The organism is Pseudomonas sp. COR18 (assembly GCF_048568395.1).
Lineage (GTDB): Bacteria > Pseudomonadota > Gammaproteobacteria > Pseudomonadales > Pseudomonadaceae > Aquipseudomonas > Aquipseudomonas fuscovaginae_B.
In genome coordinates, this window is the sequence record NZ_CP183808.1 from 4,107,501 (window position 1) to 4,134,137 (window position 26,637).

Annotated in this window: 20 protein-coding genes and 2 rRNA genes (1 of these 22 cut by a window edge); 17 read left to right on the forward strand and 5 right to left on the reverse strand. The window is 61.0% G+C overall.

The window, feature by feature from the left end; all coding sequences use genetic code 11:
- The 6 genes from ACM62G_RS18965 to ACM62G_RS18990 form a co-directional block, all read left to right on the forward strand.
- A 23S ribosomal RNA gene (locus tag ACM62G_RS18965) occupies positions 1–417 on the forward strand; it begins 2,474 nt to the left of the window's first position.
- Between the two features lie 149 nt (positions 418–566).
- A 5S ribosomal RNA gene (rrf, locus tag ACM62G_RS18970) occupies positions 567–682 on the forward strand.
- A gap of 511 nt (positions 683–1,193) precedes the next feature.
- Entirely contained in the window at positions 1,194–2,798 is a 1,605-nt protein-coding gene (locus ACM62G_RS18975) for a response regulator (RefSeq protein WP_419735337.1), read from the forward strand.
- On the forward strand, positions 2,795–3,487 hold the full coding sequence (locus ACM62G_RS18980) for a sensor histidine kinase (protein WP_419735338.1): 693 nt from the start codon (positions 2,795–2,797) through the stop codon (positions 3,485–3,487). The genes ACM62G_RS18975 and ACM62G_RS18980 overlap by 4 nt, the downstream gene beginning before the upstream one ends.
- 201 nt (positions 3,488–3,688) lie before the next feature.
- Entirely contained in the window at positions 3,689–4,930 is a 1,242-nt protein-coding gene (locus tag ACM62G_RS18985; protein WP_419737539.1) for a glutamine synthetase family protein, read from the forward strand.
- Positions 4,931–5,000: 70 nt separating this feature from the next.
- A complete protein-coding gene (locus ACM62G_RS18990) occupies positions 5,001–6,368 on the forward strand; it encodes an MFS transporter (protein WP_054063113.1) in 1,368 nt (455 codons plus the stop codon).
- 70 nt (positions 6,369–6,438) lie between these two features.
- On the opposite strand, the gene ACM62G_RS18995 is transcribed toward ACM62G_RS18990, so the two are convergent.
- The 4 genes from ACM62G_RS18995 to flgA all read right to left on the reverse strand — a co-directional run bounded on the left by ACM62G_RS18995 (position 6,439) and on the right by flgA (position 9,045).
- Positions 6,439–7,182 (reverse strand): flagellar brake protein, encoded by a 744-nt coding sequence (locus ACM62G_RS18995; protein ID WP_054057114.1) that lies wholly within the window; start codon positions 7,180–7,182, stop codon positions 6,439–6,441.
- Positions 7,183–7,278: 96 nt separating this feature from the next.
- Positions 7,279–7,746, reverse strand: a complete 468-nt coding sequence (locus ACM62G_RS19000) for a flagella synthesis protein FlgN (protein WP_054057115.1) — start codon at positions 7,744–7,746, stop codon at positions 7,279–7,281.
- Positions 7,747–7,794: 48 nt separating this feature from the next.
- Positions 7,795–8,115, reverse strand: a complete 321-nt coding sequence (gene flgM, locus ACM62G_RS19005) for a flagellar biosynthesis anti-sigma factor FlgM (RefSeq protein WP_054057116.1) — start codon at positions 8,113–8,115, stop codon at positions 7,795–7,797.
- A gap of 168 nt (positions 8,116–8,283) precedes the next feature.
- The gene (gene flgA, locus ACM62G_RS19010; protein ID WP_054057117.1) at positions 8,284–9,045 is read right to left on the reverse strand and encodes a flagellar basal body P-ring formation chaperone FlgA; all 762 of its coding nucleotides are present in this window, start codon (positions 9,043–9,045) and stop codon (positions 8,284–8,286) included.
- An 80-nt stretch (positions 9,046–9,125) separates the two neighbouring features.
- Between flgA and ACM62G_RS19015 the strand changes: the two genes are divergently transcribed.
- From ACM62G_RS19015 to ACM62G_RS19065, 11 genes are all read left to right on the forward strand, one after another.
- Positions 9,126–10,052, forward strand: coding sequence for a chemotaxis protein CheV (locus ACM62G_RS19015; RefSeq protein WP_054057118.1), 927 nt, complete (start codon positions 9,126–9,128; stop codon positions 10,050–10,052).
- Between the two features lie 52 nt (positions 10,053–10,104).
- Positions 10,105–10,932 (forward strand): protein-glutamate O-methyltransferase CheR, encoded by an 828-nt coding sequence (gene cheR, locus ACM62G_RS19020; RefSeq protein WP_054057119.1) that lies wholly within the window; start codon positions 10,105–10,107, stop codon positions 10,930–10,932.
- A 239-nt stretch (positions 10,933–11,171) separates the two neighbouring features.
- Positions 11,172–11,579 carry a flagellar basal body rod protein FlgB gene (gene flgB, locus ACM62G_RS19025; protein ID WP_054057120.1) on the forward strand — a complete coding sequence of 136 codons (408 nt, stop codon included), beginning with the start codon at positions 11,172–11,174 and terminating at the stop codon, positions 11,577–11,579.
- Positions 11,580–11,582: 3 nt separating this feature from the next.
- Positions 11,583–12,026: a flagellar basal body rod protein FlgC gene (gene flgC, locus ACM62G_RS19030; RefSeq protein WP_054057121.1), complete on the forward strand. Its 444-nt coding sequence runs from the start codon at positions 11,583–11,585 to the stop codon at positions 12,024–12,026.
- A 15-nt stretch (positions 12,027–12,041) separates the two neighbouring features.
- Complete coding sequence (locus tag ACM62G_RS19035) at positions 12,042–12,782, forward strand: flagellar hook assembly protein FlgD (protein WP_054057122.1); 741 nt, start codon at positions 12,042–12,044, stop codon at positions 12,780–12,782.
- Between the two features lie 32 nt (positions 12,783–12,814).
- Positions 12,815–14,143 carry a flagellar hook protein FlgE gene (gene flgE, locus ACM62G_RS19040; protein ID WP_419735339.1) on the forward strand — a complete coding sequence of 443 codons (1,329 nt, stop codon included), beginning with the start codon at positions 12,815–12,817 and terminating at the stop codon, positions 14,141–14,143.
- A gap of 242 nt (positions 14,144–14,385) precedes the next feature.
- On the forward strand, positions 14,386–16,125 hold the full coding sequence (locus ACM62G_RS19045) for a type I secretion system permease/ATPase (protein WP_419735340.1): 1,740 nt from the start codon (positions 14,386–14,388) through the stop codon (positions 16,123–16,125).
- The gene (locus ACM62G_RS19050) at positions 16,122–17,435 is read left to right on the forward strand and encodes an HlyD family type I secretion periplasmic adaptor subunit (RefSeq protein ID WP_416770225.1); all 1,314 of its coding nucleotides are present in this window, start codon (positions 16,122–16,124) and stop codon (positions 17,433–17,435) included. The genes ACM62G_RS19045 and ACM62G_RS19050 overlap by 4 nt, the downstream gene beginning before the upstream one ends.
- 55 nt (positions 17,436–17,490) lie before the next feature.
- Positions 17,491–17,637, forward strand: coding sequence for a hypothetical protein (locus ACM62G_RS19055; RefSeq protein WP_419735341.1), 147 nt, complete (start codon positions 17,491–17,493; stop codon positions 17,635–17,637).
- A complete protein-coding gene (locus ACM62G_RS19060) occupies positions 17,604–17,927 on the forward strand; it encodes a hypothetical protein (protein ID WP_419737540.1) in 324 nt (107 codons plus the stop codon). The genes ACM62G_RS19055 and ACM62G_RS19060 overlap by 34 nt, the downstream gene beginning before the upstream one ends.
- A complete protein-coding gene (locus ACM62G_RS19065; RefSeq protein ID WP_419735342.1) occupies positions 17,864–22,936 on the forward strand; it encodes a beta strand repeat-containing protein in 5,073 nt (1,690 codons plus the stop codon). Before ACM62G_RS19060 ends, ACM62G_RS19065 begins: the two co-directional genes overlap by 64 nt.
- A gap of 188 nt (positions 22,937–23,124) precedes the next feature.
- Here the strand turns inward: ACM62G_RS19065 and ACM62G_RS19070 are convergent, their stop codons facing one another.
- A complete protein-coding gene (locus ACM62G_RS19070; protein ID WP_054057126.1) occupies positions 23,125–26,034 on the reverse strand; it encodes a ribonucleoside-diphosphate reductase subunit alpha in 2,910 nt (969 codons plus the stop codon).
- Positions 26,035–26,637 lie beyond the last annotated feature (603 nt).

Here is a 26,637-nt window from a genome sequence, read left to right on the forward strand (position 1 = left end):
GTGTTTGGCACCTCGATGTCGGCTCATCACATCCTGGGGCTGAAGCCGGTCCCAAGGGTATGGCTGTTCGCCATTTAAAGTGGTACGCGAGCTGGGTTTAGAACGTCGTGAGACAGTTCGGTCCCTATCTGCCGTGGACGTTTGAGATTTGAGAGGGGCTGCTCCTAGTACGAGAGGACCGGAGTGGACGAACCTCTGGTGTTCCGGTTGTCACGCCAGTGGCATTGCCGGGTAGCTATGTTCGGAAAAGATAACCGCTGAAAGCATCTAAGCGGGAAACTTGCCTCAAGATGAGATCTCACTGGAACCTTGAGTTCCCTGAAGGGCCGTCGAAGACTACGACGTTGATAGGTGGGGTGTGTAAGCGCTGTGAGGCGTTGAGCTAACCCATACTAATTGCCCGTGAGGCTTGACCATATAACACCCAAGCAATTTGCGTCGAATGAGCAGATTGCGGTGTATGAAGACGAAGTGAACCGAAAGTTTGCCACGCACAAAGCACCAAAGACTGTCACGTACCCGATTCGCTGGAGCGTTGCCCAGGCAACGAGCTGGCTACCGAATTTCTTGACGACCATAGAGCATTGGAACCACCTGATCCCATCCCGAACTCAGAAGTGAAACGATGCATCGCCGATGGTAGTGTGGGGTTTCCCCATGTGAGAGTAGGTCATCGTCAAGATTAAATTCCAAAACCCCTATCTGCGCAGGCAGGTAGGGGTTTTGTCTTTTGCGGTGTTGAAACCGGCGTTGAAACGTCCGGTGCAGGGCTTGAGGGCCCGTTCGCGGGCAAGTCGGATCGCCGCACCGCCGGCTCCTACAGTACGCCGTCCTCCACGCAGGGTGTGCTCGGCACCCCGTCTGTACCAGCAGCCCTGCATGCTTTTTTCTCCTTCGATACCGGGCAACCCTCAGGTTTGGCCAACTGCGGGCGATATCCTGACTAGCGATGGCTATGAGTTGCGCAAGGGGCCTTGTGTCTTGCGTCACTTGATGGAAAGCACCACCTGTACATCGGCTACCCTTGGATTGAATATCAGGCCGGGGCCACTCAATGCGATGACAGGTTGGTGTAAAATCGATTAGTGGCAGTTTGCCTTTAGTTATTATCTGCTCGCGAAAGCGACAGTGAAGTGGGTCCGTGCTTGCAATAGCCTTCGGGCCCTCTTCTATTTCCCATGACAGGAATCTCGATGCTGGCGTATCACCAAAAAAGCTTTCTGATCGTCGACGATTTCTCCGATTTTCGCAGTTCAGTCAGGTCCATGCTGCGGGAGTTGGGCGTCAAGGAAGTGGACACCGCCGACACCGGAGAACAGGCGTTGCGCATGTGCGCGCAGAAGCGCTACGACTTCATCCTGCACGATTACCACCTTGGCGATGGCCGCAAGAATGGTCAGCAGGTTCTCGAAGACCTGATGGTCGACAAGCTGATCAGCCATGAAAGCATCTTTGTCATGGTCACCGCCGAAAGCAGCCAGGCCATGGTCCTCAGTGCCCTGGAGCACGAGCCTGACGCCTATCTGACCAAACCGTTCAACCGCGCCAGCCTGGCCCAGCGCCTGGAAAAGCTGGTCCAGCGCAAGAACCTGCTCAAGCCGATCATGCAGGCGCTCGACCGTGACAAACCGGCCGAAGTGTTGGCCGCCTGTACCCGGCTCACCCAGCAGGACACCCGTTTCGCCCCGCTGTGTCTGCGTTATCGTGCCGATGCAATGCGTGCCCTCGGCCAGAATGAGCCGCTGGAGCGCTTCCTCAATGGCATCCTCAATGATCGCCCGTTGCCATGGGCTTATGCCATGCTGGGGCAACTGCTCTACAAGCGTGGTCAGATGATTCAGGCCAAGGAATTGTACGAAACCGCACTCAAGGCATTCCCGATGATGCCAGCCCTCTACGACGGGCTCGCCGACGTGCTGGTCCAGCAGGGGGAAACCCGACGTGCCCAGAGCGTGCTGGAAGAGGCCGTGCGCCTGTCTCCATTGGCCGTACGTCGGCAGTCATTGCTGGGCAAGCTGGCCTTGGCCAACGAGGATTTCGAGGGGGCTTCCCGGGCCTATCGCCAAGCTGTCGCCCAGGGCGAGCAATCGCGTTACAAGGATCCGGAAAGCAACCTGGGCCTGGCTCACGCGTTGATCAGCAAGGGCAGCGAACGTGGGCTGGACACACGTACGCGGCTGGAGATCAACCAGACACTCAGCACCGTCGCCAAGGAAAACGCCAACGATCCGGGGTTGCAGGTGCGTGCCCGGCTGATGAAGGCCACCAGCCTGCTGCTCAACGATGCCGAAACCGCCGACAAGCTCACCGAGCAGGCGATGGCACGCCTGGAGGGTATGGAGAACTTCCTGAGTGCCGACGCCGCCTTGCTGGTGGCCAAGCAACTGCAGCAACTGGGGCAGGCCGAGGCCGGTGCCTCGATGCTCAAGAACTGCGTGGAGATCTATGGTGACGACCCGGCGGTGATGAAAGGCATCGCCAAGCTGACCGATGACCCGGAGATCCTCGGCAGCGGCAAGGCCGCCATCGACCTCAACGTCCAGGGCGTGCGCAGCTACAAGAGCGGCAACCTGGAGGAAGCGCAGGCACTGTTCCGCAAGGCGCTGGCCCTGCAGCCGAAAAATATCAGTATCGCCCTCAATGCTGCGCAGGCCCTGCTGGTGACCGCCCAGAAGACTTCCGATGCGGCAATCCTCGAAGAGTGCCGGGCCTGCCTGAAAATGGTCGGCAAGATGCCGGACAGCGATCCACGTTATGAGAGGTATCAGAAATTGCGCAGCCGGGCGTTTGGCGAATGAGCGACAAGGACCAGGGGCTGGATTTCTCCACGGTGATCGCCTCGACCGTGCATGACATGAAAAACTCGCTGGCGATGCTGATCCAGGCCCACGGCCAGTGGCAGAGCCACCTGCCCGCGGCGCAGCGGGAGAACCCCGAGCGTGCGGTGATCGAGTATGAGTTCGCGCACCTCAACAGCATGCTGGTGCAGTTGCTGGGGTTGTACAAGCTGGGCGTCAACCAGTTGCCGTTGCGGCCCGATTATCACGACATGGATGACTTCATTGGCGCGCAACTGGCGTGCCGTCAGGAGGTCCTGAACAGTCGTGGCATCGTTGCCAGTTATGAAGTCGACGACTTCAGCCCGCTGGGCTTTTTCGATCGCGAGCTGATCGGTTCGGTGGTGGGCAATATCGTCACCAATGCCATTCGTTTCGCTTGCCATGCCTTGCTGATCAATGTCCGCGAGGAAAACGAGCAACTGGTGCTGAACATCAATGACGATGGCCCCGGTTTCCCGGCGCAGATGCTCGAACGCCAGATGGACTATGTACAGGGCATCAATCCGACCACGGGCAGCACTGGCCTGGGCCTGTATTTCGCCGCAAGGATCGCTGCGTTGCACGAGCGCAACGGCGTACGCGGGCGTATCGAACTCAGCAACGGCGGTACCCTGGGTGGTGCGCTGTTCAGTCTCTATCTTCCCTGAGTCAGGCTTTTTCCTCGTCCCTGCTTGAAATCCCGAACAGCTGGTGCGTATTTTGTACGGGGCGCCGTTCGCGGCTTCTATAAAAACAAGGATTGAGTCATGACTAGCGAAGGCCAGAACTCGCTCGCGCAGCGATTGACCGGCATTGATGAGATTGAATGTGTCACGCCTGACCTCAATGGCGTGCCGCGGGGCAAGGTGATGACCGCCGAGGGTTTCCTGGAGGGGCGACGTTTGCAACTGGCGCGCGGGGTGCTGCTGCAGTGCATCATGGGCGGCTATCCACCGGCGCGTTTCTACGGCAGCGATGATGGCGACCTGGCCCTGACGGCCGACCCGCGGCAGATCCACCGCCTGCCGTGGAGTCAGCAACCCCGTGCATTGGCGATCTGTGACGCGGACGAATTGACCGGGGAAAGCTCCTGTCTGTCGACCCGTGGCCAGCTCAAGGCGATCATCGCCCGCTATGCGGCACGTGGCCTGGCGCCAGTGGTGGCGACCGAACTGGAGTTCTTCGTCTTCGCGCCCAATACCGATCCGACTCAGCCGTTCCAGCCGCCTGTCGGCCTCGATGGGCGGCGCGAGGAGGGGCATTCGGCCTTCAGCGTCAGTTCCAACAATGGTTTGCGGCCGTTCTTCAGCGAGGTCTATGCAAGCATGGCGGCGCTGGGCCTGCCGCGCGATACCTTCATGCACGAGATGGGCGTCAGCCAGTTCGAGATCAACCTGTTGCACGGTGATCCGCTGTTGTTGGCCGACCAGACCTTCCTGTTCAAGCATCTGCTCAAGGAAGTGGCGCTCAAGCATGGCTTGAGCGTGGTGTGCATGGCCAAGCCGTTGGCGAAGACCCCGGGCAGTTCGATGCATATCCACCAGAGCCTGGTGGACATCGGCAGCGGGAAAAATGTCTTCAGTGATGCCGTCGGCGAGCCTACCGCGATGTTTCATCATTTCATCGGCGGGCAGCAGGCGTGCATGGCGGATTTCACTGCGCTGTTCGCGCCGAACGTCAACTCCTACCAGCGCCTGTGCCATCCGTATGCGTCGCCCAACAACGCCTGCTGGTCCCATGACAACCGCGCGGCCGGCCTGCGGATTCCGGCCAGTTCGCCCGTGGCACGGCGTGTGGAAAACCGCCTGCCGGGAGCGGATGCCAACCCGTACCTGGCGATTGCGGCCAGCCTGGCCGCGGGCCTTTACGGTATCGAGCATGGGCTGGAGCCGACGCCGGCCATCCAGGGCGAGTTCGAGGTGCCGGACGCCCTGTCGCTGCCATGCACCCTGCACGCGGCACTGGAGCGCCTCAAGCGCAGCCAGCTGGCGAGGGAGCTGTTCGGCAGCGAGTTCATCGAAGGCTATATCGCGTCGAAAACCATGGAGCTGACCAGCTTCCTCGATGAAATCAGCCCCTGGGAACGCCGTGTTCTGGCGGCCCAGGCTTAGACGTAACTCCCGCTTCGGGCTATCTTCCGGGTAGCCCGAAACCTCATTCAAAGAGCCGTCAGGAACGTCAATGCGCCAAATCTGGAAATCCTTTAGAGCGCTTTATTTTGCCTCGCTGATGATGCTGATCGGTTCGGGCCTTCTGAGTACCTACCTTGCCCTGCGTCTGGCGGCCGACCATGTCGACGGCCTGTGGGTGGGTGCCCTGATGGCGGCCAACTACTTCGGCCTGGTGCTGGGCGGCAAGATCGGCCACCGGCTGATCGCCCGTGTCGGGCACATCCGCGCCTATGCCACATGTGCCGGGATCGTCGGTGCGGCGGTGCTGGGCCATGGACTGGTCAACTGGTTGCCGGCCTGGCTGTTGCTGCGGATGATCGTCGGCCTCGGAATGATGTGCCAGTACATGGTCATCGAGAGTTGGCTCAACGAACAGGCCGAGGCCAGGCAGCGTGGCGTGGTCTTCAGTGGCTACATGATCGCGTCCTATCTCGGACTGGTGCTTGGGCAACTGATCCTGGTCATGCATCCTGCCCTCGGTCCCGAGTTGCTGATGCTGGTCGCACTGTGCTTCGCATTGTGCCTGGTGCCGGTGGCCATGACCCGGCGGATTCACCCGGCCCCCTTGCATCCGGCGCCGCTGGAGCCGCGTTTCTTCATGAAGCGTGTGCCACAGTCGCTGACCACGGTGCTGGGCGCGGGGATCATCGTCGGCTCGTTCTACGGTCTGGCGCCGCTCTACGCTTCCCAGCAGGGGCTTTCCACCGAGCAGGTCGGTCTGTTCATGGGTAGCTGCATCTTTGCCGGCTTTCTCGTGCAGTGGCCCCTGGGCTGGCTTTCCGATCGCTATGACCGGGCGGTGCTGATCCGCAGTGTCGCCATGCTGTTGATGCTGACGTCCCTGCCGCTGGCGATATTCTCCACGGCTCCATTGGAGGTGCTGTTCGTCGTCGGGTTCATGGTGTCGTTGCTGCAGTTCTGTCTGTATCCGTTGGCGGTGGCGTTCTCCAACGACCATATCGAGGGGGATCGGCGGGTCTCGCTGACCGCCATGCTGCTGGTGACCTATGGCGTCGGCGCGAGCATCGGGCCGCTGGCGGCGGGCGTGCTGATGAAGCTGTTCGGCAGCCAGATGCTCTATGCGTTCTTCAGCTTCTTCGCGCTCATCCTGGTGCTGCGCATCCGACCCAAGGCGGTGACCAATCTGCATCAGGTCGAGGATGCGCCGTTGCAGCACGTGGTCATGCCGGAGGCCATGTCGCCCCTCGGCGCGGCGCTCGACCCGCGGGTCGACGAACAGGTGGTGCTGGACCAGATGTGCGACAACCCGGCGGCAGCGCCATCGGTCGCGGATGTCGCGTCCACCGAGCCGGCGGCAGAGGCTGTTGCCGAAGTGGACGAGTCCGACCCTGAGCCGGCGCATAAGTCGAGCAACTGAAAGTGTCGATAAAAAAACGGGCCACCCTCATCAGGTGGCCCGTTTTTTGTGGGTGAAGGCAGCGTCAGACTCAGTAGTCGTCGTCCTTGTCGAAACGCCGTGCTTCACGTTGCAGTTGGTAGACGAAGCGCTCGACCTGGCGTTGTACCAGGCCGCTCATGTTGTGGAAGCGTACGCCGGCGAAGGTGGTGTTGATCCTTTCCTCGAAGTGCAGATGGCGCAGTTCCACCGGAGCGGTCATGGGGCCGAAGGGCAGGGCGGCGATAAAACGCTCGTAGACCTGGCCCAGTTGCAGGCGATCGGAAATATCGCCGTCGAAGCGCAGCTTGCAGCCGCTGGCGGAGATATCCAGCAGTTTGCCGTTGATCGGTGCCTTGAGCTTGTCGCCGCCCAGTTCGATGTTGACCAGCGCGGTGAGTTTCAGGGCGGCGCGGAAGGCGTTGCGACGCTGATGGTAGACCACCTCGGCCGGCATTGAGCCACGGTAGCAACCGTTGGTCTCGTCGACGGTCATTGGCTGGGGTTGTTCCCAGGTGATGCGTACGCCGTCGTGGAAGCCTTCGACACGGAACGGTTCACCCGCTGCCAGGAAACGTTCACCGTCGCGTGGCATCATTTCGTCCAGGGCCAGAGTGCCCGCATCCCGGTCGACATCGATCACGAAACTCTGGAAACGCTGGCTGCGTTCATGGAACGTGATGATCAACGGGTCATGGCTATCCTGCAGCATCCGCAGGTTGGCGGAAATTTCCAGAGGCGTGGTTAGCACCTTCGGTGGCTGCGGAGCATCGTCCGCGCTTGGGGCATTGGACACGGTTCATCAATCTCCAGACAAAATACGACTACACGCAAAAGCCAGCATTTTGCCAGCATGTTACGCGCCTTGAACAGAGCGCGCAGCAGTTTGGGTTCAAGCCTGACTCAGCGGGCGTTGCTTCGCAAGCCTCGCCGTCGAGCCGCGGGCATCATAAAGTGCGGGAGGCTCGCCGCCGGTCAGGATCTTCAACTGGTTTGCGGTCGTCGCTTGCTGAACCTGGATGTTGCGCCCATTGAGTTCATTGGCGGCCTGGCAATCGGCCAGGATGCGGGTGAGTTCTTCGCTCTGGCTCAGCAGTTCGCCGCCCACGCTCGACTGTGCCGCCAGTTGTTCCAGGCCGGAGCGGTTGGCGGGCAGGTTGAGACTGGCGAGAATCTGGCTGCGCTTGCGGCCATGCTGTTCCAGCAGAATGATCAGCGCCTGCTTGCGCGCCAGAATATCTTCCAGCTCGACCATGTTGCGACCATGGAGCGCCAGGGACTCGGCGCGCAACAGCTCGAGCAGATCTTGAGCTGGAGCAAAATCTTCGGTGATCAGTTGCAGTAGAGTGGTGTCTTGCATGGCTGGCCTTGGGTTTTAAGCGTCCAAAAGCCTCGCGCCGGCAGATGCCTAGCGCTGGGCTTCGAAGTTGAGCAGTTTGCTGGCGACGCGGTTGCTGTCGACCTTGTAGCTGCCATCCGCGATCGCCTGTTTCAACTCGGCCACACGGGCGCTGTTGACTACGGGCTGCTGCTGCAGCTTGTCAGTGATCTTTTGCAACTGCTGAGCCTCATTGCTGAGGTGTACCGATTCCCCGCTCTGGCCGACCGCTTCGGTCTGGCTGTTCACCGCCGAGGATTTGCCGCTGCTGTCGGCTTCCTTGTTGGCGCTGGTGCGCGTGCTGCCTGTCAATGACGGGGCGTTATTCAAACGACTGAAATCGATGACCATGATAAAAAACCTCTGGGTATTTGGACGCTTGCCTTGTTTTCGGCCATACCCGGAAAAACTTTAGCCTCATCTGAAAATGAGTCTGCATCTAGGCTGTAGCCCTGTCTGGGCCACAGTTTAGGAAAAGTGGCGGCCTGGCGCCAGTTATTGCGAGGTGGCCTTATCGATCTATAAAGCCACCTCTACCTGGCCGGGGGCGGTGACGCGAGCCTTGATGACCCGCTGCGAATTGAGGTTCTTGATCCGGATCTGCTCGTTCAGGCCGCCGTTGGAGAGGGCTTCGCCCGGCATCTTGACCACCAGGCCGCCGCTCGTTGCGCTGATGACCACCTGATCGCCCTTGCGCACCACTTCCGCCTGTTCCAAGTGGACCAGGGTGACGACCTGGTCCATGACCATTGGTCGGACAAGTTTCTGTCCGATGGCCTGGTCCGGTGACGTCAGGAAGCCCTGGTTGATCAGGCTGATATCCCGCTCGCGCAACGCCACGTCGCCTGGCTCGATGATCCCGGCGCGCTTGAGCGGACGGGTGGTCACCACCACATCGCGATACAATTTGACCTGGGCCGGGACGAACACGGTCCATGGCGAGCTGCCTTCGCAGCGGATTTTCACCGTGACCCGGCCGATCGGTGTCGCCGGGCTTTCCAGGCTGGCTGTCAATTCCTTGTCACAGGCGGCCATGCGCAGGCGCGGGTCCAGCTGGTTGACCTGGATCTCGTAGCGCCCTTCGGTTTGACTGGTGGCCAGATAGTCTTCTACCGTGAACTCAAGAAAGCCTTGGGTCACGCCGATAAGCTGATCAGGCAGGGTCGCCGATTCCGCAAGAGCAGGGTTGCTCGGGTTCAGGCAGCATAAAACGGACACCACCGCGAGCAATCTGCGGTACTGTGATGTCAGGCGTCGAAAAAATGTCGTTTGTGCTTTCATAACGGTATAAAAAGCAAGGCTCGTGCCGTTTGTTCCTGAGTGGGCGTCGGATGATGAGGCTTTGATCAGAGAGGGCAGTCATGGCTGGTGTGATGGATTCGGTGAACCAGCGTACGCAACTGGTGGGGCAGAATCGCCTTGAGCTGCTGTTGTTCCGTCTCGACGGCCAGCAGCTCTACGGGATCAACGTGTTCAAGGTGCGCGAGGTGCTGCAATGCCCCAAGCTGACCTTGATGCCCAAGTCCAATCCGGTGGTGTGCGGTGTGGCGAACATTCGTGGGGCTACCATCCCGATCCTCGATCTGGCGATGGCCACGGGGGCCGGTGCACTCAAGGATCAGAGTAATCCGTTCGTGATCATTACGGAGTACAACACCAAGACCCAGGGGTTTTTGGTGAAGTCGGTGGAGCGCATCGTCAACATGAACTGGGAAGAGATCCATCCGCCACCCAAGGGGACCGGGCGCGATCACTACCTGACGGCGGTGACGCGCATCGACAACCAGTTGGTGGAAATCATCGATGTGGAGAAGATCCTCGCCGAGGTTTCGCCCATGTCCGAATCGGTTTCCCTGGGCGTGGTGGATGTCGAGACGCAGACCAAGGCGGTGTCCTTGCGGGTGCTCACGGTCGACGACTCGTCGGTGGCGCGCAAGCAGGTCACGCGTTGCCTGCAGACGGTCGGCGTCGAGGTGGTGGCGCTGAACGACGGCCGGCAGGCGCTGGACTATCTGCGCAAGCTGGTCGAGGAGGGCAAGAAGCCGGAGGAGGAATTCCTGATGATGATCTCCGACATTGAAATGCCGGAAATGGACGGCTATACCCTCACTGCTGAGATTCGCAGCGATCCGCGGATGCAAAAGCTGCACATCACTCTGCATACTTCCCTGTCAGGGGTATTCAACCAGGCGATGGTGAAGAAGGTCGGTGCCGATGACTTCCTTGCCAAGTTCCGACCTGATGACCTGGCGGCCCGGGTGGTTGACCGGATCAAGGCTGCAGGATAACAGCCGGGGACCCGTGTCCCCGGCGGTACAGACGATTTAAGAGGCGGCATCATTGTCTACGGGTAATTTGGATTTCGAACAGTTCCGGGTCTTCCTGGAAAAGGCCTGTGGCATTCTGCTCGGTGAAAACAAGCAATATCTGGTTTCCAGCCGTCTCAACAAGCTGATGGAGCAGAATGGCATCAAATCCCTGGGCGAACTGGTCCAGAGGATCCAGAGCCAGCCACGCAGCGGCTTGCGTGAACAGGTGGTGGATGCCATGACGACCAACGAAACGCTGTGGTTTCGTGACACCTATCCGTTTGAGGTGCTCAAGAACAAGGTCTTACCGGAAGCGATCAAGGCCAGCCCTGGCCAGCGCCTGCGGATCTGGTCGGCTGCTTGTTCATCGGGGCAGGAGCCCTACTCGATCTCGATGTCGATCGACGAGTTCGAACGGACCAACATGGGCCAGTTGAAGGCCGGGGCGCAGATTGTCGCCACCGACCTGTCGAGCCTGATGCTGACCAACTGCAAGACCGGCGAGTACGACAGCCTGGCGATTGGCCGCGGCCTGTCGCCCGAGCGCCTGCAGCGCTACTTCGATGCCAAGGGGCCGGGTCGCTGGGCGGTCAAGGCGCCGATCCGCAACCGGGTCGAGTTCCGCTCGTTCAACCTGCTGGACAGCTATGCCAGCCTGGGCAAGTTCGACATCGTGTTTTGCCGCAACGTGCTGATCTACTTCTCCGCCGAGGTGAAGAAGGACATCCTGATGCGCATCCACGGCAGCCTCAAGCCGGGCGGTTACCTGTTCCTGGGGGCGTCCGAAGCCCTCAACGGCCTGCCGGACCACTACCAGATGGTGCAATGCAGTCCGGGCATCATCTACAAGGCCAAGTAGCCAATCGTTCAATACCCCCGGCGGGAGCTCAAAAGGCTCCCGCTTTTTTTTGCCGCCAGTCTTGCCGCTTTGCTGGCGCTCGGCGGAAATGCCTTGCCGCTTTTCTGGCATTGCCGGCGGCAGTTATCCGGCAAGGCCTTGATTTACGGGGCTTGAGGAAACTGGCATGAGGCTTGCTATAGCTCTGTCAACGAAAAACCTGTTCCGACGATCAGGTCAACTCTCGAAGGTTTCCCGACATGAGCATCAGTTTCGACAAAGCGCTCGGCATCCACGAACAGGCCCTGAGCTTCCGTGCCCAGCGTGCCGAAGTCCTGGCCAACAACATCGCCAACGCCGATACCCCGAACTACAAGGCCCGGGACATGGACTTTTCCTCCGTGCTCGCCGAGCAGAGCGAAAAGGCCAGGAATGGCACCTTCGCGCTCAACACCACCAACAGCCGCCATATCGAAGCCCAGGGGCTGAGCAATGGCGACGCGGCATTGCAGTACCGCACCCCGATGCAGCCGTCGATCGACCAGAACACCGTGGATGCGCAGATCGAGCAATCGAACTACGCGCAGAACGCGGTCGACTTCCAGGCCAGCTTCACCCTGCTCAACAGTAAATTCAAAGGGCTGGTATCGGCCCTGCGTGGAGAGTAAGCCATGTCCCTTGCCAGCGTTTTCAACATTGCCGGTAGCGGCATGAGTGCCCAGACCACTCGGCTGAACACCGTCGCCAGTAACATCGCCAACGCCGAGACCGTCTCGTCGAGCATCGACAAGACCTACCGGGCGCGCCACCCGGTGTTCGCCACCATGTTCCAGAACAGCCAGGCCGGCGGCAGCAACTCGCTGTTCGAGGACCAGAACGCCGCGGGCCAGGGCGTTCAGGTGCTGGGTGTGGTCGAGGACCAGAGCAACCTGGAAGCGCGCTACGAGCCGAACCATCCGGCGGCCGACGCCAAGGGGTATGTCTACTACCCGAACGTCAACGTCGTCGAGGAAATGGCCGACATGATCTCCGCCAGCCGTTCGTTCCAGACCAACGCGGAAATGATGAACACCGCCAAGACCATGATGCAGAAGGTCCTGACCCTCGGTCAGTGATAAGGGGCGACAGACATGAGCGTTACCGACTCCACCAGCACCTCTTCGACTCTGAACGACATTCTTGCGGCGTCCAACGCCAAACTGACGAACAAGACCAGTACCGACTCGCTGGGCAATGCCATCAGCAGCGCATCCGGGGGCCAGACCCTGGGCAAGGACGCGTTCCTGAAGCTGCTGGTGACCCAGCTGAAGAACCAGAACCCGCTGGACCCGCAGGACAACAGCGCCTTCGTTGCGCAGTTGGCCCAGTTCAGCAGCCTGGAAGGCATCACCACGCTCAACAGCAGCGTCAACAACATCGCCAGCGCGTTCCAGTCGTCCCAGGCGCTGCAGGCGTCGTCGCTGGTCGGTCGTTCGGTCATCGTGCCGACCGGCAAGGCGGTGGTCGATACCAGCAAGAGCTTTACCGGCACCGCGGTCGTTACCGGTGCCACCGACAAAACCACGCTCAAGATCAGCGACTCCACCGGGAAAGTGGTCCGTACCATCGACCTGGGGGCCCAGACCGCGGCCGGTAACGTGCCCTTCGTCTGGGATGGCAAGGATGACTCCGGGACCCTGTTGTCCAGTGGCACCTACAGCTTCAGTGCGACCGCCAACCTCAAGGGCTCTGCGGACTCGACGGCGCTGGTCACCAACCTGCCGGCCACTGTCAGCAGCGTGAGCCTGTCGCAGAACGGCGGTGAAATGATGCTCAACCTGGCGGGCGTGGGCAGTATCGCTCTGTCCAAAGTCCAGACCATTGGCCTGTAAGAGCCGACCAACGCGAAACAAAGGAGAGAAGCATGTCTTTTAATATCGGTTTGAGCGGTCTCAACGCGGCCCAGAAACAGCTCGACGTCACCGGCAACAACATTGCCAACGTCAACACCACCGGCTTCAAGTCGTCCCGTGCGGAATTCGAAGACGTCTATTCGGCGACCAAGCTCGGTGTATCGTCCAAGACCATCGGCAACGGTGTGCGCCTGGCCAACGTTTCGCAGAACTTCGGCAACGGTGGCATGAACGTCACCGGCAACGCGTTGGACCTCGGTATCCAGGGCAACGGCTTTTTCACCCTGAGCGACAACGGCTCGCTGATGTACACCCGCGCCGGTACCTTCAAGACCGACAAGGACGGCTACGTCACCAACTCCGATGGTACTGCGCGCCTGCAGGGCTTCGCTGCCGACTCCAATGGCAACATCATTCCGGGCGTGCTGACCGACCTGCGTATCGACGTGTCGAACCTGCCGCCACAGACCACCACCAAGATCGGTGCAACGATCAACCTGGACTCCAAGTCGGCGGTGATCGATCAGTCCGTCACGCCGTTCGATCCATCGAATACGGCCAGCTATACCAAGCCGTTCAGCTCCGACATCTACGACTCCCAAGGCAACAAGCACTCGCTGGACCAGTATGTGGTCAAGACTGGTGCCAACACCTGGAACGTCTATACGCTGATTGACGGTCGCAATCCGAACGGTACGCTGCCCACTGTGGGGACCGTACCTCCGACCGTTCCGCCTGCGGCAACCGACCCTGTTCCCGTGGCAATGGTCTTTGACTCCTCCGGCAAGCTGACTTCCATCGGTGGCACCGCCGGCAAGACCAACATCACCATTACCGGTTGGGTTCCAGGTACGGTGACCAATGGTGTGTGGGCGGCCAACGGCGCAGGTGCCAATCCTACCGGTATCCTTACCGACTGGACAAAAACCACCCAGTTCAACGCCGACACCTCCCGTGCAGCCATCATTGGTGACGGTTATGCCACTGGCCAGATCACCGACATCAGCATTGATGGTACCGGCATCATTTTCGCCAACTTCAGCAACAACCAGCACAAGGCCATCGGCCAGGTGGCGATCGCCAGCTTCACCAACGAGCAGGGCCTGCAGCCTTCGGGCGGGACCAACTGGAAGCAGACCTTCGCTTCCGGCCAGCCAGCCTATGACGGTGGTGAGGTCGGCACCAACGGTTCGATCGTTTCCGGCTCCCTGGAGGGTTCCAACGTCGACCTGACCAGCGAACTGGTGGACCTGATCAAGGGCCAGAGCTACTACCAGGCCAACGCCAAGACCATCTCCACCCAGAGCACCATCATGCAGACCATCATCCAGATGACCTGACGGCTTTTTCGGTGTCTCGCCAATCCGGCGCCCTTGGGCGCCGGATTTTTTTTGCCTGATTGTTGCGTTGACTCAGTTTGCAACTCTTTTCCTGCGCGCATCCTGACAAGCTGGTGCAGAACTTGCTCGCACTGCCTGCGCTAACGAACGACGTCAAGTTTTCGTTATATCAGCATCATCAGGGCAGAGCTTTCGTTCTGACTGCATGGACGCTATGCAAGCTCACAGGGACGGAAGAAGAATTGAAGAGAAGTCACGCCCTCAATACGCCTGTCGTTTCGGCGTCGTTGAAAACCCTCCTGCGTAAAAGCCTGATCGGCGCCGCGCTGTTTTCCGGTGTCATCAATATCCTGGCCTTGGCCGGCCCGTTGTTCATGTTGGAAGTGTACGACCGGGTCATTCCCAGCCGGAGCATTCCGACGTTGGTGGCGCTGGCGTTGTTGGTGTTGGGGGTGTACGGATTTTCAGGCCTGCTGGATATTGTCCGCTCCCGCCTGATGGTGCGGATTGCCTCCGCCTTCGATCTGGCCCTGTCTCCCCGGGTGTTCAAGGTGATTGCGGGGGTATCGCTGAAAACGGCGATTACCGGCGACGCCCTCAAGCCCGCTCAGGAAATGGATCAGATTCGCGGGTTCATTGGCGGCCCGGGACTGGTGACATTTTTTGATTTGCCCTGGATGCCGGTGTACCTGGCCGTCTGCTTCTACATTCACCCACTGTTCGGCCTGCTGACCAGCGGGCTGGTCATCGTGCTGGTGGCGCTGACCTTCATCACCGATCGGCAGTCCCGACAATTGGCGCAAGCCTGCGCCGAGGCGCAGAACAAACGCAATTACCTGGGGCAGCAGGCGCACCAGAATGCCGAGGCGCTGGCGGCCATGGGCATGGCGCAAAGTACCTCGGCGCTCTGGCAGGCACATCACTCGACCTACAGTACGCTGCAACGCCAGACTGTCGACATCGGCTCTTTTTTCGGTGGAATCTCCAAGTCTCTGCGTCATCTGGTCCAGTCCGGCTCCCTGGCGCTGGGCGCCTACCTGGTGATCCAGGGCGACCTGAGCGGCGGCACCATCGTGGCGGCCTCGATCATCGTGTCGCGAACCCTGGCACCGGCCGAGCAGGTGATTGCCACCTGGCGCAGCCTGCTGGCCGCCCATCTGGCCTGGAAGCGGCTGCTCGAAGTGTTTGCCCTGTTTCCCGAGGAGCCGAGCAAGACCGAATTGCCGGCGGCACATCGCACACTTCAGGTCGACAGCCTCTTTACCGCACCACCGGGCAGCCAGCGCCTGACTTTGCAGAACGTCAGTTTCGCGATCGCGGCGGGGAGCGCGATGGGGGTCGTGGGGCCGAGTGCTTCCGGTAAGTCGTCGCTGGCCCGCGCCCTGGTTGGCGCCTGGCCAGCGGCTCGTGGCCAGGTCAAGTTGGACGGTGCACCCCTGGAGCTGCTGAGCGAGCAGTCCAGGGGCAAGCTCATCTGCTACCTGCCGCAAAGCGTCGGGCTGTTCAGCGGCACCGTCGCCGAGAACATCGCGCGGCTGGATCCGCAGGCCGATGACCGGTCCATTGTCTCGGCAGCGCAACTGGCGGGCGTGCATGAGCTGATCCTGCAATTACCCGAAGGCTATCAAACCCAGGTCGGCGAGGGCGGGCTCAACCTGTCGGCGGGGCAGCGCCAGCGGATCGCGCTGGCCCGGGCGTTGTTCGGCGATCCGTTTCTGGTGGTGCTCGACGAGCCTAACTCCAATCTCGATGCCGAGGGGGAGCAGGCCCTGTCGCGGGCCATCCTGTCGATCAAGGCTCGCGGCGGTATTGTCGTGGTGATTGCCCATCGCACCAGCATTCTGTCGGTCATCGACCAGGTCCTGATTCTGGAGCATGGCGTTCAGGTGGCATTTGGCGCCAGAGACGCGGTTCTCAGAAAACCGTCGGCACCGGTACCTCGGCCGACGGCCAGTGTCGTGGAAATGGGAGTTGCCCAATGACCGTTCATGATCAGGAAAACAGCCTGGCCGGTTCGTTGAACCGACATCTTCGTCTCGGCGCTGTCAGCCTGCTGGTCCTCCTGGGCGGCGGGTTGGGGTGGGCAATCAGTACCGACCTGTCCGGTGCGGTGATCGCTGCCGGCAGCGTGGCGGTGGAAAGCAACGTCAAGAAAATCCAGCACCCCACGGGCGGTATCGTCGCTGAACTGCTGGTCAGCGAAGGCCAGCAGGTCCGCGCGGGGGACGTGCTGATCAGGCTCGATGCGACGCTGCCGAAAGTTGGCGAGGCCATCGTCTCCAAGTCGCTGAGCCAGGCCCAGGCGCGCCAGGCGCGCCTGGAGGCCGAGCGTGATGGCGCGGCTGATCTGGTGACGCCGGCGTCGCTGATCAACCGTCTGGGGGCCGACGCCGCGCAGGCATTGATGAGCAGTGAGCAGCGTCTGTTCGAGGACCGGCGTTCGTCCCGCGAAGGGCAGAAAAAGCAGTTGCGTGAGCGAATCCGGCAACTCAACGAGACGATTGCCGGCCATGACCTTCAGCAGAAAACCAAGACCGAAGAAATCGAGTTGATCGACAAGGAGTACCAGGCTGTCCGCAAACTCTTCGAGAAAGGGATGATGACCATCGACCGCGTCAACGCCCTGGCCCGTGGCATCGCCCGTTTGCGCGGAGAGCGTGGGCAACTGATTGCGTCCATTGCCGAAGCCCGCGGTAAGATTGCCGAGACCGAGCTGCAGCGCCTGCAGATCGACCAGAGTTTCCGTAGCGAGGTGTCCCTGGAACTGCGCGAGCTCGAAGCCCGACAGGGTGAATTGGTCGAGCGCGATATCGCCGCCAATGACCAGCTCAAGCGCATCGATATCACCGCCCCGGTTTCCGGGCGGGTCCAGCAATTGGCCGTGCATACCCTGGGTGGGGTGATTTCGCCGGCGGAAAACCTGATGCAGATCGTGCCGGCCGACGATGAGCTGCTGGTCGAGGCGCGCATCAGTGCCCAAGACATCGACCAGGTATCGCTGGGGCAGGATGCGGTGCTGCGGCTCAGCGCCTTCAATCGCAGCACGACGCCGGAGTTGAAGGGGCAGGTGGTCCGGCTATCGGCGGATCTGGTCCAGGACGAACGCACTGGCATGGGCTTCTATCGAGCCGGGATCAAAATACCGCACAGCGAACTGACGCAACTGCAAGGGCTGACCCTCGTACCCGGAATGCCGGTGGAATCGATGATCCAGACCGGCACACGCAGCGTCATTTCCTATCTGCTCAAACCTATCAGTGATCATGCCCAGCGCGCCTTCCGCGAAGGATGAAGAACAAACGAGTTCACCGTGGTACCCATGACTCAACAAGGAGCAAGGAAGAAATATGGCAGTGATCAACGGAACATCAGGAGCGGATACGCTGGTAGGAACGACAGGAGCCGATGAGTTGTATGGCTTCGCCGGGAACGACTCGCTGGATGGCGGGCGGGCAATGATCTGCTTGATGGAGGGGCTGGGGCGGATGTTCTGAATGGTGGGGCGGGAACCGATACTGCTTCGTATGCCAATTCGACTGCTGGGGTGACGGTCAACCTGGTTACAGGGACGGGGGTTGGTGGTGATGCGCAGGGCGATACCTTGATGGGTATCGAGAGCGTTGTTGGATCCGCGTTCAATGACACACTGACTGCACAAACCTCCGGGCACAGCCTGGTGGGGGCAAGGGGAACGACACCTACTTCGTCAACGGCACGGGCGTGTCGGTGGTCGAAGCGGCTGGCGAAGGTGACGATGAAATCAGAACCACAGTCAACAGCCTGAGCCTGGCAGCCAATGTCGAGCGCCTGACCTACGTTGGCAGCGGCAGCTTCACCGGGTACGGCAATGGCTTGGACAACATCATTACCGGGGGTGCGGGCAACGACCTGCTGTACGGCGGTGCCGGCGCCGACCAGTTCATCGGTGGTGCGGGCGCGGATACCGCCAGTTACGGCGACAGCAACACTGCCGTGGTGATCAACACCAAGACCGGGATCAACACGGGTATCGCCGAAGGCGATACCTATGTGGGGATCGAGACGATCCAGGGCTCCAGCTATGGCGACACCTTCATCAGTGGCGCAGCGGCGGATCAGTTCGACGGTGCCGGTGGCGTCGATATCATCGACTACTCGGGTTCCTCGGAGGCGGTGACCGTCAGCCTGGTCAACGGTTCGGTCGGTGCGGGCGGTGATGCCCAGGGCGACCGCCTGAGCAACTTCGAGCGGGTGATCGGCTCGGCCTTCGATGACTCCCTCACGGCCCAGACCTCCGGGCACAGCCTGGTGGGCGGGCAGGGCAACGACACCTACTTCGTCAACGGCACGGGCGTGTCGGTGGTCGAAGCGGCTGGCGAAGGTGACGATGAAATCAGAACCACAGTCAACAGCCTGAGCCTGGCAGCCAACGTCGAGCGCCTGACCTACGTTGGCAGCGGCAGCTTCACCGGGTACGGCAATGGCTTGGACAACATCATTACCGGCGGTGCGGGCAACGACCTGCTGTACGGTGGCGCCGGCGCCGACCAGTTCATCGGTGGTGCGGGCACGGATACCGCCAGCTACGGCGACAGCAACACTGCCGTGGTGATCAACACCAAGACCGGGATCAACACCGGTATCGCCGAAGGCGATACTTATGTGGGGATCGAGACGATCCAGGGTTCCAGCTACAACGATACCTTTATCAGTGGTTCGGCGGCGGACCAGTTCGATGGGGCTGGCGGTACCGACACCATCGACTATTCGGCTTCTTCGGCAGCGGTGAGTGTCAGCCTGGTCAACGGCTCGGTCGGTGCGGGCGGTGACGCCCAGGGCGACCGCCTGAGCAACTTCGAACGGGTGATCGGCTCGGCCTTCGATGACTCCCTCACGGCCCAGACCTCCGGGCACAGCCTGGTGGGCGGGCAGGGCAACGACACCTACTTCGTCAACGGCACGGGCGTGTCGGTGGTCGAAGCGGCTGGCGAAGGTGACGATGAAATCAGAACCACAGTCAACAGCCTGAGCCTGGCGGCCAACGTCGAGCGCCTGACCTATGTCGGCAGCGGCAGCTTCACCGGGTACGGCAATGGCTTGGACAACATCATTACCGGCGGTGCGGGCAACGACCTGCTGTACGGCGGTGCCGGCGCCGACCAGTTCATCGGTGGTGCGGGCACGGATACCGCCAGCTACGGCGACAGCAACACTGCCGTGGTGATCAACACCAAGACCGGGATCAACACCGGTATCGCCGAAGGCGATACCTATGTGGGGATCGAGACGATCCAGGGCTCCAGCTATGGCGACACCTTCATCAGTGGCGCAGCGGCGGATCAGTTCGACGGTGCCGGTGGCGTCGATATCATCGACTACTCGGGTTCCTCGGAGGCGGTGACGGTCAGCCTGGTCAACGGCTCGGTCAGTGCTGGCGGTGATGCCCAGGGCGACCGCCTGAGCAACTTCGAGCGGGTGATCGGCTCGGCCTTCGATGACTCCCTCACGGCCCAGACCTCCGGGCACAGCCTGGTGGGCGGGCAGGGCAACGACACCTACTTCGTCAACGGCACGGGTGTGTCGGTGGTCGAAGCGGCTGGTGAAGGTGACGATGAAGTCAAGACTACCCTGAGCAGCCTGAGCCTGGCGGCCAACGTTGAACGGCTGACCTATGTGGGCGGTGGTAGCTTCACCGGTTATGGTAACGCGTCGGACAACATCATCACCGGTGGCACCGGCAACGACCTGCTGTACGGCGGTGCCGGCGCCGACCAGTTCATCGGTGGTGCGGGCGCGGATACCGCCAGTTACGGTGACAGCAACACTGCCGTGGTGATCAACACCAAGACCGGGATCAACACGGGTATCGCCGAAGGCGATACCTATGTGGGGATCGAGACGATCCAGGGTTCCAGCTATGGCGACACCTTCATCAGTGGCGCAGCGGCGGATCAGTTCGACGGTGCCGGTGGCGTCGATATCATCGACTACTCGGGCTCCTCGGAGGCGGTGACGGTCAGCCTGGTCAACGGTTCGGTCGGTGCGGGCGGTGATGCCCAGGGCGACCGCCTGAGCAACTTCGAGCGGGTGATCGGCTCGGCCTTCGATGACTCCCTCACGGCCCAGACCTCCGGGCACAGCCTGGTGGGCGGGCAGGGCAACGACACCTACTTCGTCAACGGCACGGGTGTGTCGGTGGTCGAAGCGGCTGGTGAAGGTGACGATGAAGTCAAGACTACCCTGAGCAGCCTGAGCCTGGCGGCCAACGTTGAACGGCTGACCTATGTGGGCGGTGGTAGCTTCACCGGTTATGGTAACGCGTCGGACAACATCATCACCGGTGGCACCGGCAACGACCTGCTGTACGGCGGTGCCGGCGCCGACCAGTTCATCGGTGGTGCGGGCGCGGATACCGCCAGTTACGGCGACAGCAACACTGCCGTGGTGATCAACACCAAGACCGGGATCAACACGGGTATCGCCGAAGGCGATACCTATGTGGGGATCGAGACGATCCAGGGCTCCAGCTATGGCGACACCTTCATCAGTGGCGCAGCGGCGGACCAGTTCGACGGTGCCGGTGGCGTCGATACCATCGACTACTCAGGTTCCTCGGAGGCGGTGACGGTCAGCCTGGTCAACGGTTCGGTCGGTGCGGGCGGTGATGCCCAGGGCGACCGCCTGAGCAACTTCGAGCGGGTGATCGGCTCGGCCTTCGATGACTCCCTCACGGCCCAGACCTCCGGGCACAGCCTGGTGGGCGGGCAGGGCAACGACACCTACTTCGTCAACGGCACGGGTGTGTCGGTGGTCGAAGCGGCTGGTGAAGGTGACGATGAAGTCAAGACTACCCTGAGCAGTCTGAGCCTGGCGGCCAACGTTGAACGGCTGACCTATGTGGGCGGTGGTAGCTTCACCGGTTATGGTAACGCGTCGGACAACATCATCACCGGTGGCACCGGCAACGACCTGCTGTACGGCGGTGCCGGCGCCGACCAGTTCATCGGTGGTGCGGGCGCGGATACCGCCAGTTACGGCGACAGCAACACTGCCGTGGTGATCAACACCAAGACCGGGATCAACACGGGTATCGCCGAAGGCGATACCTATGTGGGGATCGAGACGATCCAGGGCTCCAGCTATGGCGACACCTTCATCAGTGGCGCAGCGGCGGACCAGTTCGACGGTGCCGGTGGCGTCGATACCATCGACTACTCAGGTTCCTCGGAGGCGGTGACGGTCAGCCTGGTCAACGGCTCGGTCAGTGCTGGCGGTGATGCCCAGGGCGACCGCCTGAGCAACTTCGAGCGGGTGATCGGCTCGGCCTTCGATGACTCCCTCACGGCCCAGACCTCCGGGCACAGCCTGATGGGCGGGCAGGGCAACGACACCTACTTCGTCAATGGCACGGGCGTGTCGGTGGTCGAGTTGGCAGATGGTGGCGACGACGAGGTCAAGACTGCGCTGAGCAGCCTGAGCCTGGCAGCCAACGTCGAGCGCCTGACCTACATCGGTACAGGCAACTTCACTGGCCGCGGCAATGCTTCGGACAATATCATCACTGGCGGCACCGGTAACGATGTACTGTACGGCGGTGCCGGTGCCGACCATTTCATCGGTGGTATCGGTACCGACACGGTCAGCTACGGTGACAGCAGCCAGGGTGTGACGATCAATACCAAGACGGGGATCCATACCGGGATTGCGGCTGGCGACACCTATGAGAGCATCGAGGTGATCCAGGGTTCCAGTTATGGCGACGTCTTCATCGGCGGCGCTGGTGCTGATCGTTTCGATGGCGGCGCCGGCATGGACATGCTTAGCTTCGCCAGCGAGACTTCCGGCATTGTGCTCGACCTGAGCACACCCGTGCTGACTGGCATCGCCGCAGGCGACACCTACACTTCCATCGAGATTTTCCAGGGTACTGACCAGGCCGATACCTTCACAGGCAGCCTGGCCAATGCCGAAAACTTCATTGGCGGAGTGGGTGCCGATACCTTCAACGGTATGGGACGCGGGGACGGAGCCTGGTACCTGACCAGCAGCGATGCAGTCCAGATCGACCTGCAAAACGGCACCGCTTCCGGTGGCGATGCCCAGGGCGATGTGCTCAACAACATCGACAACCTGATGGGCTCGGACTTCGATGACACGCTGACTGGCAACGCCTATTCCAACAGGCTGGAAGGCGGCGCGGGTAACGACACCATCTACGGCGGGGACGGCAACGACTTCATCTATGGTGGCACCAGTACCGATACCTCGGCTGTGAAACCGGCATCGGGCCTGAATACTGCCCAAGCCGACATGCTCTACGGCGGCAATGGCAACGACACCATGGTCAGCAGCACCAACGATGCCGGAAGCATCCTGTATGGCGAGGCCGGCAGCGACAACATCACTGTGTATTCCGGTGTCGCTATCGGAGGTGATGGCAACGATACCCTGAGTGGTCTCGGTTATGGCTATGAGCTTCACGGGGGAGAAGGCTTCGACACGCTCAACCTGCACAACTCCGGAGACGCTTACGGTGGTGAAGGCGGCGATGCCTATATCGTCTACTCGAAAACCATGGTGGCCATCCTCGACACCGGTACCTCGGGTGTCGATACGGTGACACTGAAGAACATCCAGAGTGTCAGTGATGTCCAGGTCGTCAGGACGGACCTGGGGGCCTATATCTTCTCGGCGACCGACGTGAAGAATGGCAACCTGGACTCGGGGGTTTTCCTGAAGGACTGGTACAGCGGCAGTAACACGATCGAGCTGTTCTACACCAATAATGGAGAGTCGTTCACCCTTCCGGTTTGACAGGCAATAAGCGAAGTCCGCAGTCAGGGGCTTTTCTGAGGTAAAAAACGGCACTCCCGGCTTATCACCGGGGGTGCCGTTTTTCATGGCTTGTGAAAATTCCCAATGGGCAAAAGAAAACCCCCGCCAGATCCAGGACCTGGCGGGGGTTTCTCAGGCTCGCGCCGTTAGGCGCTCACCCGCTCGGCTTATTGGCAAGCTTCGCAATCCGGCTCGTCGATGGCGCAAGCCTTCGGTACTGGAGCCGGGCCGGCTGGCGCAGCCGCCGCAGCGGGAGCTGCCAGGACCGAGTCGTCGCCGTGGTTGCCGCCGCTGGAAACAGCGTTCAGCTTGCCGGTGTTGATGGTCGACTTCTCGGTGCTGGTCGCGGCCAGGGCACGGAGGTAGTAGGTGGTCTTCAGGCCACGGTACCAGGCCATGCGGTAGGTCACGTCCAGCTTCTTGCCCGAGGCGCCGGCGATGTACAGGTTCAGCGACTGAGCCTGGTCGATCCACTTCTGGCGACGGCTGGCGGCGTCGACGATCCACTTGGTTTCCACTTCGAACGCGGTCGCATAGAGCGCCTTGAGCTCCTGTGGAATACGCTCGATCTGCTGTACCGAACCGTCGTAGTACTTCAGGTCGTTGATCATCACCGAGTCCCACAGGCCGCGGGCCTTCAGGTCGCGAACCAGGTACGGGTTGATCACGGTGAATTCGCCCGACAGGTTCGATTTCACGTACAGGTTCTGGTAGGTCGGTTCGATCGACTGCGATACGCCGGTGATGTTGGCGATGGTCGCGGTCGGTGCGATGGCCATGATGTTCGAGTTGCGGATACCTTTCTGCACGCGGGCACGTACCGGCGCCCAGTCCAGGGTTTCGTTCAGGTCGACATCGATGTACTTCTGGCCACGGGCCTCGATCAGGATCTGTTGCGAATCCAGCGGCAGGATGCCCTTGGACCACAGCGAGCCCTGGAAGGTCTCGTAGGCGCCACGCTCGTCGGCCAGGTCGCAGGAAGCCTGGATCGCGTAGTAGCTCACCGCTTCCATCGACTGGTCGGCGAACTGCACGGCCGCATCGGAACCGTAAGGGATGTGCTGCAGGTACAGCGCGTCCTGGAAGCCCATGATGCCCAGGCCGACCGGACGGTGCTTGAGATTGGAGTTCTTCGCCTGTGGCACCGAGTAGTAGTTGATGTCGATGACGTTATCGAGCATGCGTACGGCGGTGTTCACGGTGCGCTGCAGCTTGGCGGTGTCCAACTGGCCGTTGACGATGTGGTTCGGCAGGTTGATCGAGCCCAGGTTGCAGACGGCGATTTCGTCCTTGTTGGTGTTCAGGGTGATCTCGGTGCACAGGTTCGAGCTGTGAACCACGCCCACGTGCTGCTGCGGGCTGCGCAGGTTGCACGGGTCCTTGAAGGTCAGCCATGGGTGGCCGGTCTCGAACAGCATCGAGAGCATCTTGCGCCACAGGTCCTTGGCCTGGACCACCTTGAACAGCTTGATCTTGTTGTACTCGGTCAGGGCTTCGTAGTACTCGTAGCGCTCTTCGAAGGCCTTGCCGGTCAGGTCGTGCAGGTCCGGCACTTCCGATGGCGAGAACAGGGTCCACTTGCCGTCGTCGAAGACACGCTTCATGAACAGGTCGGGGATCCAGTTGGCGGTGTTCATGTCGTGGGTACGACGACGATCGTCACCGGTGTTCTTGCGCAGCTCGATGAACTCTTCGATGTCCATGTGCCAGGTTTCCAGGTAGGCACAGACCGCGCCCTTGCGCTTGCCGCCCTGGTTGACCGCCACGGCGGTGTCGTTGACCACTTTCAGGAACGGCACGACGCCCTGGGACTTGCCGTTGGTGCCCTTGATGTACGAACCCAGCGCGCGGACCGGTGTCCAGTCGTTGCCCAGGCCGCCGGCGAATTTCGACAGCATGGCGTTGTCGTGGATCGCGCCGTAGATGCCCGACAGGTCGTCCGGCACGGTGGTCAGGTAGCAGCTCGACAGCTGTGGACGCAGGGTACCGGCGTTGAACAGGGTCGGGGTGGAAGCCATGTAGTCGAAGGACGACAGCAGGTTGTAGAACTCGATGGCGCGCTCTTCACGCTGCTTCTCTTCGATCGCCAGGCCCATGGCCACGCGCATGAAGAAGATCTGCGGCAGTTCGAAGCGGATACCGTCCTTGTGGATGAAGTAACGGTCGTACAGGGTCTGCAGGCCCAGGTAGGTGAACTGCTGGTCGCGCTCGTGGTTGATCGCCTTGCCCAGCTTCTCCAGGTCGAACTCGGCCAGTACCGGGTTCAGCAGTTCGAACTCGATGCCCTTGGCGACGTAGGCCGGCAGGGCCTTGGCGTACAGGTCGGCCATCTCGTGGTGGGTGGCGCTTTCGGCCACGCCGAGGAAGCCCAGGGCTTCGGCGCGCAGGGTGTCCATCAGCAGGCGGGCGGTCACGAACGAGTAGTTCGGCTCGCGCTCCACCAGGGTGCGGGCGGTCATCACCAGGGCGGTGTTGACGTCTTTGAGGGCCACGCCGTCGTAGAGGTTCTTCAGGGTTTCGCGCTGGATCAGGTCGCCGTCGACCTCTTCCAGGCTTTCGCAGGCTTCGCTGACGATGGTGCTCAGGCGGCCCATGTCCAGTGGGGCGAGGCTGCCGTCGGCGCGGGTGATGCGAATCGACGGGTGAGCGTTGACCGGCTCTTCGGCCGGCGCGCGGGTGGCGCGTTCCTTGGCACGCGAGTCACGGTAGATCACGTAGTCGCGGGCGACTTTCTGCTCGCCGGCACGCATCAGGGCCAGTTCGACCTGGTCCTGGATTTCCTCGATGTGGATGGTGCCGCCCGAAGGCATGCGGCGCTTGAAGGTGGCGGTAACCTGTTCGGTCAGGCGCGCCACGGTGTCGTGAATGCGCGACGAGGCAGCGGCGGTGCCGCCTTCAACTGCAAGGAACGCTTTGGTGATGGCGACGGTGATCTTGTCATCGGTGTAAGGAACGACAGTGCCGTTACGCTTGATCACGCGCAGTTGGCCCGGCGCGGTGGCGGACAGATCCAGATTCGAATCGGAAGCCTGCGGCACAGTGCCCTGCGGGTTCTCGCGAGTTGTGTCGGTTTGCATGGGTGTCTCCACGTTCTTTATGTTTGTTTGGGCACCATGAAGGTGCCCACCGTTCCGTCCTGAAGCACTACAACCGACGAGTGTCGTCGGGCATAACCACTTCGGGACAGTAGGAAGGGGGCTTTTGGCTCCGCTTCCTTGCCGAAGTTTCGCTGGCGGCGGGTCAGCGACCCGCTGCCGAATTCCTGGTGGTTGACAGCTTGCTACTGCAACACCCGTACCGTTTTCCCGCGCAACAGGGGGAAAAGGCTGCCATCCGCAGGCGCGGTTTGGTCTTCGAAAAATCTGTTTAGTTCAACCCCTCGGGAGCAAGAAAAAAGCTTGAGTTTTTCGTCCGAAATATGTTGGGGCTTGAGGTGGAGAAACCCTAGATGTAGGGTTTTTTTTCCACGGGGGTACAAGATAATGCGTTTTTGGGGGGGATTGCAACGGACTACCTGTGGATAAGACTGTGCGTAATTTGTGTATGAAAGGCTGAAGTCGCGCGTAGGCCGCAGCAGCACTGGATCGGACCGTTTGTCACTGTTTTTTACCGCCTGCAAACGTCCGTGACGGATTTTTGCGGGCGCGAACCCTATCACAGAAAAAGCCTGTTACCGAGTG

Excerpts from the sequence above, each read along its gene's own strand:
- ACM62G_RS19055 (WP_419735341.1), top strand. The coding sequence starts at position 17,491 with ATGGCAGTGATCAACGGAACATCAGGAGCGGATACGCTGGTAGGAACG.
- ACM62G_RS18985 (WP_419737539.1), top strand. The coding sequence starts at position 3,689 with ATGACCGCCGAGGGTTTCCTGGAGGGGCGACGTTTGCAACTGGCGCGC.
- flgE (WP_419735339.1), top strand. The coding sequence starts at position 12,815 with ATGTCTTTTAATATCGGTTTGAGCGGTCTCAACGCGGCCCAGAAACAG.
- ACM62G_RS19015 (WP_054057118.1), top strand. The coding sequence starts at position 9,126 with ATGGCTGGTGTGATGGATTCGGTGAACCAGCGTACGCAACTGGTGGGG.
- flgC (WP_054057121.1), top strand. The coding sequence starts at position 11,583 with ATGTCCCTTGCCAGCGTTTTCAACATTGCCGGTAGCGGCATGAGTGCC.
- ACM62G_RS19070 (WP_054057126.1), bottom strand. The coding sequence starts at position 26,034 with ATGCAAACCGACACAACTCGCGAGAACCCGCAGGGCACTGTGCCGCAG.
- ACM62G_RS18990 (WP_054063113.1), top strand. The coding sequence starts at position 5,001 with ATGCGCCAAATCTGGAAATCCTTTAGAGCGCTTTATTTTGCCTCGCTG.
- flgB (WP_054057120.1), top strand. The coding sequence starts at position 11,172 with ATGAGCATCAGTTTCGACAAAGCGCTCGGCATCCACGAACAGGCCCTG.
- ACM62G_RS19050 (WP_416770225.1), top strand. The coding sequence starts at position 16,122 with ATGACCGTTCATGATCAGGAAAACAGCCTGGCCGGTTCGTTGAACCGA.
- ACM62G_RS18980 (WP_419735338.1), top strand. The coding sequence starts at position 2,795 with ATGAGCGACAAGGACCAGGGGCTGGATTTCTCCACGGTGATCGCCTCG.
- flgA (WP_054057117.1), bottom strand. The coding sequence starts at position 9,045 with ATGAAAGCACAAACGACATTTTTTCGACGCCTGACATCACAGTACCGC.
- ACM62G_RS19000 (WP_054057115.1), bottom strand. The coding sequence starts at position 7,746 with ATGCAAGACACCACTCTACTGCAACTGATCACCGAAGATTTTGCTCCA.
- flgM (WP_054057116.1), bottom strand. The coding sequence starts at position 8,115 with ATGGTCATCGATTTCAGTCGTTTGAATAACGCCCCGTCATTGACAGGC.
- ACM62G_RS19035 (WP_054057122.1), top strand. The coding sequence starts at position 12,042 with ATGAGCGTTACCGACTCCACCAGCACCTCTTCGACTCTGAACGACATT.
- ACM62G_RS18975 (WP_419735337.1), top strand. The coding sequence starts at position 1,194 with ATGCTGGCGTATCACCAAAAAAGCTTTCTGATCGTCGACGATTTCTCC.